Consider the following 12,821-nt stretch of genomic DNA (forward strand, 5'->3'; position numbering starts at 1 on the left):
CCCCCCTAAAATCTTTCGTGTACATGCGAATTACTCAATCTGATCTGTTCAAGGGCTGGCTGCGGCGGCAGCTGCTGCCCGGCGCTGCAATGCTGTTTATTTTTCCGTTGATCTGGAGTGCAGGCTGCGACAGCAAGGGCAGCGGGCTCCCGCCGGGCCTGTGCCAGCGTGACCCAGACTCCTGCAATGAACCCCCGCCGCCGCCGCCATCGACATCCCCGCTGACTGCGGAAATCCTGAACCCGCACCTGTCGCTGATCCAGAACAACACCGGCGTTGCCGTGCGGTTCAGCCGGAGCGTCAATCCGGACACCCTCGCTACCAACATCAGTATTTCGCCGCTTTCTGGCGGAGTCCCCGGCCCTGCGCTGACGGTCGAACTGGACACGGACATCTTCACCGAATCAAGCGGGACCATCGCCCTCTACCGGGGAACCGGTGGAGTATGGGGGTTCGACGGGGAACAACTGGTCCGTTTTTCAGTCACCCAAGGGGTCCGGGCCGCAGGCGATGGCCGTTCGCTGGAAGCTGCCGTTTCGGCCGACCTCAGCATTACCACCACGAACGACACGTCGGTCTCGGTACCGACCGGTATCCAGATCGACGGCAAGGCCATCGCAACGAACAACCCCCTGTACACGAACAACCTGACCCCCTCCTACTCCCTGCTGCTGGGCGAGCCGGTCCTGTTCCGCGTCATTGGCAGCGGCGATGATCCGATCTGCATGAACCAGAGCGCAACCATTGCCCTGACCGGTATCTCGGTGACCGGAACTTTCCCCGGACTCCTGTTCGATCCCGCCACCGAAATAGAATGCGACCTGACGCTCCGGTTCTGGGATCTCGCCGGGAATACGGCCGACATCGGTCTCACCTACGTGTTTGACGACGTTGCGCCCCTGGCGCCGACGGTCGACCCGACCGATGTTTATCCGGGGAACTTCACCGCCGATGCCTCCGTCATCCTGGAAGTTTCCTTCACCGCAGACAGCACCCTCGACTTCGTCCGGGTGACTGGCGGTTCGGCGCTCACCACCCAGACGATCGATTCCAATCCGGAGCTGGTTACAGTCCCGCTCAACGTGGGGGGCAATTCCCTCTCGGTCCGGCTGGTGGACAAGGCCGGAAACCAGGGCGCAACAACTGCCCTGACGGTTACCCGCGACAATACGCCGCCAGTCGTCACGAACTTTGCGCTGACCAGCCAGGGAACAGTCAAGCGAACGCTCTCCAACCTCGCGCAAACGAGTATCAATGGAACGTCCTTGGGAGCCGGTACGGTCCCGGTCCGCCTGACCATGGCGCTGGATGAACCCGCGACGGTTACGGTTTACGACACTGATGATCCGGACAACCCCTTGGCCGAGGACAGCTTTGCTACCGGGAACATCATTCCGCTGGACTTCACCCTCCCAGCCAACGACACGATGACGATTCGCGTCCGGTCCACCAACATTGTTGGGCTCTCGACCTTGAGCGCCGAATATGCCGTCCGGACAGATACCGTCATCTCACCCAACCTTTCGGTCACCGGTGCGGACACCCCCGGACACGCAATCTACCAGGTTCCGGACACTCCCGCTTTCCGCTCGGCGGGGACCGATTTCGAACTCGAAGGCGTGGTTGAGCGCGGGAGTACGGTGGTTTTCCGGACAAGCGGGATTCCACATTCCGTCCTGGCCGATCCAGATGACGATCTGTTTCCGCCTGCTGCCGGGCCAAAAGCCGTCGTCCAGATTGCCCCGGATTCACAGGCAACAATACTCGGCGGCCTCACCGACCCGGCCGGGAACTCCCTGACCCTCGACCCAGATCCTGTGGCTCTCCTGATCAACGACCAGACACCCCCCGATCCGCCGGATTTTGCAGGGGCCTCGGCGGACGCTGGATGCACTGTCAGCAGCTTCGATCTTGGCGACGGCCTCCATCTGGTCAAGCTCATTGGAGACATCGCCGACTGCGCCTCGATCGAACTGAACGGCACGGTCGAATATGACCTGCCTTTCCCCACAACCGGCGGCGCTACCTATATCCGCGGCACCCTTGGCGGCGATACGTTTGAGCTTCCCGACCCGGTCTGGTCGCCCGATATCCTCGATGAGGGCCCCTGGGAATTCGACCTGCCGGTTGATGGGCTCCAGGCGAATTCGATCCGTGAACTTCACCTGACCGCCTATGACCGTGTGGGCAACGAGAGCGATCCTGTTCGTGTAATCCTGATGACGCTGGATGACCCCGATGCGGGGCTGGAACCGGTCATCCTGAGCGTCATGAACGATTCGACCGGCGGCCGCCCGGACATGGTGCTCGGGCTGGAATACGCGGAAGGCCCCGTTTACACGGCCACGCCGACAAATGCCGGTGCGGTCATTGTCACCGGCCTGACGACGCCGGGTGCCCTTCTCGACATCTTCGAGGGGACTCCGCCGCCGGCAGGAACCTCCCTGTTCGATGATGCCGCACTGCCGCTGCCCGAAGCCGATCCTGTGACCGGACTGTTCAGCTTCACGATCCTGCCGGCCGGAGCATTCGCCGCCCAGACGACCTTCCCGGCCGAGGAGTTCGCCTTCACCATCCGCAGCACGAGCCCCGACGCAACCGATACCGACATCGAACTGCATATCGTCCGTGACGAGCAGACCCCTGCCGCCGATCCCGTCAACTGCCTTGCTGATGTAACGGCGGCCTCACCGGAGGGAGGTGTCCTCGTTTCCACGGTGCTCGTGCTCGGTGCATGCCGCGCCCAGTATCACCGGACCGAACTGGTGGTGGAGAACCTGGGACCGGGCAATCCCGCCTGTCCGGCAGCCAGTGGCGGCAGCCCCGTTTCCGCCCCACTGGCCGAGACAGGTTCCAGCCTGGTCAAGGTGGAGGCGGTCACTGGCGACACTCTGATGATCTACTTCCGCGACGAGGCCGGGAATGAAACCCTGACCGGCAACCGTGCCTGTGCTATCGTGCCGCCGAACCGTGTTGTGGCCGTGCGTCTCGAAACAGGCGGCTCCGAGACTGATCCCGCATTTTACATGATTGATCTCGACGCAGCCGATCCGGAACTGGTCCCCCTGGAAATGTCGCCGATAGACGCCCTCCCCGCGGCCGAGGGCCCCATCGGCTTCTTCGGGGCGGGATTTCTTATCGACATGGGCCGCGCCGATGAGGAAAATCTCTTTCTCCAGAGCTTCAGCATCGGATACCTGCCCGTACCCGGCGCCACACTCGCCGATTCGGCCGTGTTCCCCTTCCAGTTCATCGCCGGCGACGTACGCCGGGATGCCGATGGCGCCGCCTTGCTCGCCCCGTTCCTCAACACCGACGGAAGCGGACCGGCCCAGATACTGCTGGCCGAGATCGATCCCGGAAACGGCCAGTTCCTGTCGGGAGAAATTATCGAGTTTCCCGGCACACTCACCGCATCCCTTCGTTTCCCGCTGGATATCCGCCTCCTGCCCACGGCAGAGGGCAAGCCACGCCGGGCGGTGGTCCTGCGATACCGCCTCGGACTGGAAGACCTGCCCGGTGATCTTCTGTTGTTCAATCTCGATGCGAAAACGTCGGTCTTCCCGGCAGAGCCCTTCGTCAGTACTGAAAACGGATCAAAGGTGGGTTACCAGACCTGCCGCTCGCCATCGCAGGTAACTGCCGCACCTGATGGGCTGAGGGGATATGTGGTCTGCAATACCAGCACGCCGGAAAACGACGAAACCATCAGAACCCTGACCGTCATCGACATGGAACCCGTGACACCGGTTCAGGGGCACGCGACAAGCCACGAGCTCGAATACGATTTCGGAGACGGCCCTGAGGTGATTACGAACCTGCGGGGCATTGCTCCGGTTCCGGACTCGACCTCTGCGGTACTGCTCGATGCAGCCGGTATCCTGTATCTGGTGGAGAACCTGCATCCGGGGCCGCTAGCCGTTGTTGATGCCGTTTTTGTGGATGGCCACTCCTACAGCACCGTTCACGTCACCAGTGACGGCACGCGGGTCATCGCCAGCGACGGGAATATGATTGACGTATTCACTCTGGTCGGCAGCGAGTTCCTGCGCGACGGAGACGACCTCCCTGTGGCCAGCAGCTATCCCTCACCTGAACCGGGCGCCCCGCTTGGCTCCATCGCACCTGTGCCGTGACCGCCATGACTGCGCGTCCGTTCGGCGTGAACGCGCTGTTCCTCAAACCGGGCCTCGTAGGCGGGACTGAGGTCCACCTTCGGGAGCTATTGCCCAGGCTGACCGCCCTGACACCGGGACGCACCTGGAACGTATATACAGGCAGCGAAGTGTCCGGTTTTTTTGCCAGTATGCCCGGAGTCACTGTCCGGCCGCTTCCCGTCCAGGCCGCACACCGGGTACGGCGGACGCTCGCCGAGCAAACCCTGCTGCCGCTGATGCTTCGCCGGGACGGGAACGCAGCGCTCCTCAATCTGGGCGGAACGGCGCTGGCCGCGGCCCCCTGCACTCAGGTGACGTTCATCCACGACCTGCAGTACCACTACCTGCCAACGAATTTTACCACCCCGGAGCGCGTGGCACTTGCAGTTACTGCCAAACTGGCCGTCCGGAGATCAGCGAAGCTGATCGTGCCATCGGAAGAAACCCGCCGGACGATTTGCGAGACATTCCAGGCCGAACCCGATCACATCCGGGTGGTACCCCATGGCACAGGGCCAGAGTTTCATCCCCGGCAGAAGGATACTGACGCATCGGATGCCCTGACACTGGATGAACTGGGCATCAGACGGCCGTATATCCTGTCAGTAGCCGCTGCCCGTCCTCACAAGCATCTGGATATCGTCTGCGATGCGTTTCTCGCCAGCGGCCTGGACCGGACGCATACGCTTGTCATGACCGGCGCGCCGGGCCCTGCGCTGGAAACGCTTCGCCTTCATCCGGCATTCCGCACCGGAACGGCCCGCTGGCTCGGCTGGCTCCCGGAACGGGCTATGCCGGTTCTCATGCGTCAGGCGGAGTTTCTGGCGATTGCATCCGGATTCGAGGGATTCTGCCTGCCGGCACTGGAAGCCGCCGCCAGCGGGATACCGGTTGCTGCCGTTCGCACGCCACCGCTTCCAGAGACCCTGGGCTCCGCTGCCCGGTGGGTACGGCCGGGCGATGCGACCGCACTGGCTGGCGCATTCCGGGAGATTGCCACCGATGCCGGGGTTCGCGGCGAGCTGGCGCAGGCAGGGATCCTCGCCGCCAGACGGTTCTCGTGGGAAATGTCGGCGAAACAAACGCTCGATATCCTTCTGGAGGCCGCCGGATCGTGAACACGGTCTTTGCCGATACGCTTCATTTCTCGGCGCAGTCCGGCGGTCCCGCCCGCGTGACGGCTGGCCTGCTTTCGGCCCTCCGGGATTCCGGCATACGCGTCGCGACATGGGGCCCATCCCTGCCCGCTCCAAACCGGTTGAAACTGGCCGCCGGACTGGCACGGCGGATACTCCTGCCTGCACCCGCCATGCCGCAGGATTCGCTCTATATCGCAGGCGAGATCTGGCCCGTTGCGACGAAAGCCCGCAAGACCGCGATCATCATCCACGATACCTTCGCGCTGGTTCGGCCAGAATCGGCAAAATCCCTTGAGCGAGGAAACCAGCGACGACGTATTGAATGGGCCGCACGGTTTGCCGGTCTGGTCATCGTTCCGAGTGCCGAAGTCAGGCGCAGCCTGGCGGAACTCGCCCCCGGTCTCAAAGAACGCATCCACGTCATTCCATGGGGTATAGGCAACGAATTTCTCTCACACGCTCCGGAACCACCGGATACCGAATCACCCTATGTGGTGGCGGCCGGGGACCGGACTCCCCGAAAGGCGACCCCTGAGCTTCTCGCATGGCACCGAAGTGAATCCGGCCTGCCGAGGCTTGTTACGACTGGCCGGTTCAGCCCTGACGCGCTTGTTTCCCTCATGGCCCGCGCTTCCGCATTCATTTCATTCAGCCATGACGAAGGGTACGGGCTTGCCATCGCCGAAGCAGCGTCGCTTGGGATACCGGTAGCAGCCAGGCGATTCCCCGGCTGCGAGGCCCGGTTCCCCGGTGGAGTCTTCTGGTTCGACCGCGCTGACGGGGCGCGTACCGCACTGGATGCAGCCCTGAAGGCACCACGCATAAAACCTGCATGGGTAACTGCCCGCACCTGGGCGGCGGCCGCCCGGCAGTTCATTAAGGCAGCCTGGACCGCATCCTGAAAAGCTCCGCCTCTTGAACCGCTCCTGCCGCTGATACATGGTCCGCCCGCCGGTAATCCGCCAGAAAGCGGCCCGGTTCCCACCTGATGGAACATCCCCTGCTCCGCTTTGCCGTGTTCGAACTGACGATCCTGCTTCCGCTGGTGGCCGGCTACGTCTGGCGGCGTCGCATGGCCCCCGGACCAGACCTGGCCCGGCGGGTGTTCTGGATCTCGCTGATCGGCTTCGAGACGCCGATCTACATGGCCCTCGGCTGGGGCATGAAGTTCCAGCCGGGCCACCTGAAGCTGCCACTCATCGGACTGGTCATTTCCGTTGCCGGACTTCTGGCCCTCTATATGCTCGGCCGCCGCTGGGGATACGACCGGCCTTCCCTGGGAACGCTTGCCGCCACCGGGGCGCTCTCAAACCAGGGATATTTTCTCGGCGGGTACCTTTGCTTCCTGCTGGCGGGTGAGACGGGGCTTGCGCTCTCCGTCGTGTTCATCCTGTACTGGAACGTCACGGTCTATGGCCTCCTGTTTCCCATCGCCCGCTGGGCCAGCGGAGAATCGGAACACCTGTCATTTGCACCGGTCAGTGCCGTCTGGCAGCTTGTAACTGATCTGAGGGCCATACCGCTCCCGGGGTTTTTGCTCGGACTCCTGCTGAACCGGCTGGATGTGGCCCGGCCGGAGGCGGTCGCGGTTTACCTGCAGGCCGCACCGCCACTCTCAATTCTTGTGGTCCTGTTTGGAGTTGGCCTCAGCATCGAGGCGAGCGAGCTCCGCGCCCACGGCCGGATGGTCTGGGCGGCATCGGCGACGAAGTTCATCTTGATGCCGTCTATCGCCGTGGCGATGGCTTTCGGAATGGGCCTGGAGGAGAACGACCTGCTGGTCGTCGTTATCGAATCGGCCTGCCCGGCAGCGATCTTCTCGGTGGTGATTTCGACACTTTTCAACCTGAACCCCCGGCTCGCAGCCGCCTTGCTCGTCTGGACCACCGCGATATTCCTCGTGGCCGTCTGCCCGGTCCTCGTTCTCGTTTTTGGATAGTGGCGAAACCCGTACCATCCCACTTGAAGCCCGGTGGCCGGACGCTTATTGCTCCCGTTCCGGAGGTTTTCCCCAGTGGATGAACTGATCTATTCGGTCATAAGGCGGCCCTATGTATTTGTCTTCTTCACCGTCTACCTGATCGCCGCCATCACCCATATCGGCCTGAACCGTACGCTGGTCTGGACCGCCGTGGGCTGGGTAATCGCCTTCGCCTGCGAGGCGAGTTCCATCCGCAACGGTTTCCCCTTTGGCCTCTACCACTACAAGGAACAAAATCTCCAGGGAGAACTGCTGATCGCGGGAGTGCCTTTCTGGGACAGCCTCTCGTTCACGTTCCTGTCGTATTTCTCATGGACGACGGCGATGCTCTTCTGGGCTCCCCTGCACCGGAGCCGGACGGACTTCCAGCGACTGGAAACCCCCGAACTCCGCCGCTCCCCGCGGGTGCTGATCCTCGCGGCGTTCCTGATGATGATGATCGATGTGATCATTGATCCGCTGACCCATCAGGGCGACAAGTGGTTTCTGGGCGATATCTACTACTACCCGAATGGCGGCGAACATTTCGATGTACCTATCACGAATTACATGGGCTGGGTTTTTGTCGGCATCTCGACACTAACGGCCTACACACTGATCGAGCGGTACGCGATGCCAGCAGCAAAGGGCAATGAGACCGGCATCCGGTGGCTGCCTTTTGGCGGGCTGCTGGGCCCGCTTGTCTTCGTCGGTGTCATCGGTTTCGGCCTCACGATCACCCTGATGATCGGCGATCTGACCCTGTTCTGGGCGAGCGCCTTCATCTGGATCACCCCCATCTGGCTCTACCTGATCCGGGCCACGCGGCCCGAGTCGGCCGCCGCCCGCGCCGATGTGGCCGCCTTCATCGACGCCTGGCCTGAGTCGCCCATCGTCAGGCGGTGTTACCCGGACGGGCCTTATTCAGGAACACACGGCTCGAAACCGGCACAGTAAGAAGCTATACTTTTCGCACAATGGACCGTTTTAACCAGCGGTGGGCGCTGCCTGTTCTGGCCATCTGCCTGTCAACCCTTCCGGGCTGTCCCGCGTCCGCCCCGCCCCACTCTCCTTCCGCAACCCTGCCGGCCGGATCCCGGCCGCTGATCATCGACATGACCGGAAACGTGGGCGGCACTGTCGAGCCCTGCGGATGCACGCAGGGAGAACTGGGTGGACTGGCACGCCGGGCCCTCATTATCAGCGAAGCCCGCCAGCGGTTCGCCGATCACTACCTGTTCGTTGACTACGGGAACCTGCTCTATCCCGCCACACCGGCAACCGACCTGGAACGCCCCCAGCGGCGGCTCCGGGCGGCGACTCTTGCCAATGCAACCTCGCGAATGCGCATAGACGCCTTCAACCTGTCGGTCCCCGATCTGGAAGGTGGCGCATCCGAGGCCCTTTCCATCATCCGGGCGGCTGGCCTGCCAGTCCTGTCCGCCAACGTCGTGGGCGACGATGGCCGTCCAGTGGTACCATCGCATGTCACCGTGACGAGAGCCGGGCTGAGGATCGCCATCACAGGCATCGCCGAAACCGGTGACGCGCAGGTGTCTCCGCCCGCCGGGTTCCGTATCATCCCGCCGGCCGACGCACTCAGGGAACTCCTGCCGCGTCTCCGAAAAGAGCATGATTTCGTACTGGTGCTGTCCCACGCCCGGCACCTCACCCACGAACGGATCGGCCAGGAACTCGGCCCGCTGCTGCTCCTCGGCTCGCAGTTCGACCAGATGGGTTTCCCCGAACCGCTGGATGGCGGATCGGTAAATGCTGCCGCCACCACGCTGGGCCGTCACGTCGCACGGCTGAATGTCGATATTGCCGCAGCGGGTTCGCCCTTCGCGCCTGTCTCCCCAAAAGGAAGCGAGGCCGCGGGTGGCAAGGCCCTCCAGCGCGCAAATCACTACCGGCTGGAACTGATCCCTGTCTCCCGCATGACGGGCGAGGACCCGGAGACACGCCGGCTCATTGACGACATGAAAAAACGGATGGTTTCCGAATCGATCGAAACCTTCGGCCGGCGGGCAGCGCTTGCCGCCTCCCGGGAGCGGCCTGTCTACGCCGGCGCACAGAGCTGCCAGAAGTGCCACCAGATGCAGTACGACTGGTGGCAGCAGCACGCCCACTCAAAGGCTTACGCAACGCTCGAACAGATGAACAGCCACACCGACATGACCTGCATCGGTTGCCACTCGACCGGATACAACCAGCCGGGAGGCTACGACGGTGGCGTCGTTCCGGCCTTCTTTGCCGGTGTCCAGTGCGAGGCGTGCCATGGCGTTGCCGCAGCCCATGTCAGGGACGTGCTCGCCTACAAACCCGGTAAGCTGGTCGCGAAGGAAACCTGTCTTGCCTGTCACGGCAAGTTCCACGAGCAGAAAGAGTTCAACTACGAAAAGATGCTCGGACTGGCCAGTTGTCCGTCAGCCCGCCCCCGCGATCCTCACGCGCCGCCGCCGGAAAGGGAACCGGACACGGGCGGAGATGCCACGGAAGAAAAGGGATACTGAAACTCACCTGAGCCACGCCGGATCCCCGCCCTGGTCCCGGATCTCCCTTGGAAGGAGGTCCAGATCGGCGCGGGCGCGGGTCAGTTCTCCACACTGGCGGTCCGCTTCGGCAGCAGCGGCGGCCTTCCGTGCGTTGTCGGTGGTTTCGGCATTCAGACGGGTCCAGTAGCTGCAGCCATTCTCCAGATTACCTATCTTCTCCTGAAGCATTTTCTTGCGCCGTTGCCAGAATTCGCGCCCCGACATCACGGGTCCACGGGCGGCGGGGCCGGCCGGGCCAACGTCCAGTTCAATCCGCATGGAACGGGGCGGCTGCACCTGCGGATTTTCCGGTGGCACTGGCGGGGATTCGGACTTTCGGGGCGACTGGATCTCATCGCCGATCTGGAGCGATGGCACCCTGACCGTTGGTGAATGGGTAGCCGCCTTTTTCCGGTAACGCGGAGGGATTTTTTCTTCAGAATCGACGAAATGAACGGTCCCGGTCTCGTCGGTGTATTTGTACATCGCGGCCGGAGAAATGCTGGCAGCCAGAAGCACAAGGGCAGCGCCGGCGCACCACACTCTCGCCGCGCCCATCCTGACTTACCTCAGCCAGCCGGGCGGAGCATTTTTCCGGCGAGCTTCTTCCCGGAGACCGGCGATCTTCTTCGGTATCTCGGCCTTTTCCTTCAGGAGTTCCTCTTTCTCCTTGCCCAGGTTGTATCCGAGCTGGATGGCGGCGGGACTGGCAAACTGCTCCGTCCCGATATCGCCCATATCCTCGATCTCCTTGATCCGTGCATCGATCTGCGCCTCGCGGTCCCTGATCGCCTTCAGCCGTGACGCCCAGTATTCCGGCCCGTTTCCGTCGGAATCGACATCAATGCCAACCCGTTTAGGCGTACCCTCGGCCGGCGGGACGTCGTCCGGCCCGGACGGGGCCTGCGGCGCAACCAGCGGCTGCTGGGCAGGTGTGCCGCGAATCTCCACCGCCTTGTCCCGGTACCGTTCGGGAATCTGCGTCCTCGATTCGACGACGTGGGTCCGGCCCTCGTCATCGGTGTAACGGTAAAGCGCCGCCCAGGCGGGCGATGCCAGGCAAAACCCGGACAATACGGCAATAAGGCTGATGCCAATCCTGCGTGTGCTGTTCATCATGCTCCAAATGTACGCCCTTTCAGCGGAGGCGGCAACCGCCAGCAACGATCCCAAATTGACAGTTCCGGTCCCTTTCGGTAGTGAATTTGCTGCTCAAAGCACAGGTGAGGCCCGGAAGAAGAGGTATTGGCATGGCGCGCAAGGCCCTGGTCGTCGATGATGACGCTTCGATCCGGCTGCTCGTTTCGGTCACGCTCAAGTCGCTGGGATTCGAGTGCATCGAAGGGGAGGACGGTCAGGAAGCGTTCCGGCTCGCCCTCAAGGAGTCACCCGACTTCATCGTGCTCGATCTGAGCATGCCCAATGTCAACGGATTCGAGGCATGCGAGCGGATCCGGGGACATGAAAAGACAAAATCAATCCCCGTCCTGATCCTTTCGGGCGAATCGACCCAGATCAACCGTGAGATCCTGGGCGGTGCACTCAAGGCCAACGGGTTCGTCGCCAAGCCGTTCGACCGGGCAAAACTGCTCGCCGCCGTGCGTGATATCTTTCCGGATCTCGCCTGATGCCGCCTGCTGTTCAGCGCCGGGATTCCAGAGCAGCCGGCAGTTTTGCGTAGATTCCGCCAAACCCGCCGTTCGACATGATGAGGACAACGTCCCCTTCCTTCGCCTCGCTGGCGACGGCGGCGACGATCGCGTCCACACTGGGGAAGGTCCGGGCACTGGCGCCCCTTGCCGCCAGATCGGCGACGAGCTGTTCCACCGAGAACCGCTCGCTTTCATCCACCTTGCCGGGGTTATCCACCGGCGCGACGATGATCTGATTGGCAAGCCGGAGCGCTTCCACATAGTCCTTCTGGAATACCTTCCGCCGCGAGGTGTTGGTGCGCGGCTCGAACACCGCCCACACCCGCTTCAGCGGATAGCGCATCCGGATGCAGAGGATCGTCTCCCGCACCGCCGTCGGGTGGTGCGCGAAGTCGTCGATCACCACAATACCGCCGATGTCGGCAATCACTTCCTGCCGCCGGCGGACACTTTCAAAACTCTCCAGCGCCTCGCGGAACTGCCTTGAAGTTACGCCGATCGAATCGGCCACGGCGGCGATGGACAGGATGTTTTTCAGATTATGGGTGCCGAAGAGCGGCGAGTTCACCTGGGCCCAGAGCTTTCCGTTCTGGTAGACCTCCATCCGGCAATGCACGGGGCTCGCTGATACGATCCGCCCCCACCACTCCTGCTTGTGATCGTCGGTAGAGTAGTAACGGACCCGGCCGGGGCATCCCGTCGCGAGTTCCCGCACGTTGGGATCGTCATGGTGGGCGACGAGGGTTCCGTCTTGCGGAACCAGCGACACGAACTTCCGGAAGGCCGCCTTGATGGCATCAATGTCCCTGAAGATGTCGGCGTGATCGAACTCGCACGAGGTAATCACCGCCGTCCGGGGCTGATAGTGCAGGAACTTGGACTCCTTGTCGAAGAACGCCGTGTCGTATTCGTCCCCCTCCACCACGAACCACGGTCCCTTTCCGGTCCGGTAGCTGGCGTTGAAATTCCTCAATACGCCACCCACGAGGAACGCCGGATCCAGACCGGCCGAAACCGTCAGCCAGGCGGCAAGCCCGCTTGTCGTCGTCTTGCCATGTGTCCCGGCAATCACGATCGAGTGGCGGCCCGTGATGAAGAACCGCCCCAGCGCCTGCGGCATCGAGCAGTATTCGATACCCGACTGGAGCAGGGCCTCGACTTCCGGGTTGGTTCGGGGAACAGCATTGCCAACGACCACCAGTTCGGGGCTCCACGACAGGTTCTCCGCCCGGTAACCCTGGAACACCGGTATCTGCTGCGCTTCGAGCTGGATGCTCATGGGCGGGTACAGATTCTGGTCCGAGCCGCGCACGTCATGGCCCGTAGCCTTCAGCATGCCGGCAAGGGATCCCATCGCGGTGCCGCCAATCGCAATCAGG

At 62.7% G+C, this 12,821-nt stretch carries 10 protein-coding genes; 7 read left to right on the forward strand and 3 right to left on the reverse strand.

Annotated features, from left to right (window positions below; all coding sequences use genetic code 11):
• Nucleotides 1-23 precede the first annotated feature (23 nt).
• From KIT79_13215 to KIT79_13240, 6 genes are all read left to right on the forward strand, one after another.
• Nucleotides 24-4,136, forward strand: coding sequence for a hypothetical protein (locus KIT79_13215; GenBank protein MCW5830263.1), 4,113 nt, complete (start codon nt 24-26; stop codon nt 4,134-4,136).
• Between the two features lie 5 nt (nt 4,137-4,141).
• A complete protein-coding gene (locus tag KIT79_13220; GenBank protein ID MCW5830264.1) occupies nt 4,142-5,275 on the forward strand; it encodes a glycosyltransferase family 4 protein in 1,134 nt (377 codons plus the stop codon).
• Nucleotides 5,272-6,198 (forward strand): hypothetical protein, encoded by a 927-nt coding sequence (locus KIT79_13225; protein ID MCW5830265.1) that lies wholly within the window; start codon nt 5,272-5,274, stop codon nt 6,196-6,198. The genes KIT79_13220 and KIT79_13225 overlap by 4 nt, the downstream gene beginning before the upstream one ends.
• Before the next feature lie 86 nt (nt 6,199-6,284).
• Nucleotides 6,285-7,235 carry an AEC family transporter gene (locus KIT79_13230; GenBank protein MCW5830266.1) on the forward strand — a complete coding sequence of 317 codons (951 nt, stop codon included), beginning with the start codon at nt 6,285-6,287 and terminating at the stop codon, nt 7,233-7,235.
• A gap of 75 nt (nt 7,236-7,310) precedes the next feature.
• Nucleotides 7,311-8,213, forward strand: coding sequence for a carotenoid biosynthesis protein (locus KIT79_13235; GenBank protein MCW5830267.1), 903 nt, complete (start codon nt 7,311-7,313; stop codon nt 8,211-8,213).
• Nucleotides 8,214-8,233: 20 nt separating this feature from the next.
• Nucleotides 8,234-9,769 (forward strand): hypothetical protein, encoded by a 1,536-nt coding sequence (locus tag KIT79_13240; GenBank protein ID MCW5830268.1) that lies wholly within the window; start codon nt 8,234-8,236, stop codon nt 9,767-9,769.
• A gap of 3 nt (nt 9,770-9,772) precedes the next feature.
• On the opposite strand, the gene KIT79_13245 is transcribed toward KIT79_13240, so the two are convergent.
• Both KIT79_13245 and KIT79_13250 read right to left on the reverse strand, forming a co-directional pair.
• Nucleotides 9,773-10,348, reverse strand: coding sequence for a hypothetical protein (locus KIT79_13245; GenBank protein MCW5830269.1), 576 nt, complete (start codon nt 10,346-10,348; stop codon nt 9,773-9,775).
• A gap of 6 nt (nt 10,349-10,354) precedes the next feature.
• The gene (locus KIT79_13250) at nt 10,355-10,909 is read right to left on the reverse strand and encodes a DUF4124 domain-containing protein (GenBank protein ID MCW5830270.1); all 555 of its coding nucleotides are present in this window, start codon (nt 10,907-10,909) and stop codon (nt 10,355-10,357) included.
• Between the two features lie 131 nt (nt 10,910-11,040).
• Between KIT79_13250 and KIT79_13255 the strand changes: the two genes are divergently transcribed.
• Nucleotides 11,041-11,418: a response regulator gene (locus KIT79_13255; GenBank protein ID MCW5830271.1), complete on the forward strand. Its 378-nt coding sequence runs from the start codon at nt 11,041-11,043 to the stop codon at nt 11,416-11,418.
• Between the two features lie 13 nt (nt 11,419-11,431).
• Here KIT79_13255 and mpl read toward each other — a convergent pair whose 3' ends face one another.
• Nucleotides 11,432-12,796, reverse strand: a complete 1,365-nt coding sequence (gene mpl, locus KIT79_13260; protein ID MCW5830272.1) for a UDP-N-acetylmuramate:L-alanyl-gamma-D-glutamyl-meso-diaminopimelate ligase — start codon at nt 12,794-12,796, stop codon at nt 11,432-11,434.
• Nucleotides 12,797-12,821: the final 25 nt, after the last annotated feature.

The organism is Deltaproteobacteria bacterium (assembly GCA_026129095.1).
Classification (GTDB): Bacteria; JAGRBM01; JAGRBM01; order JAGRBM01; family JAHCIT01; genus JAHCIT01.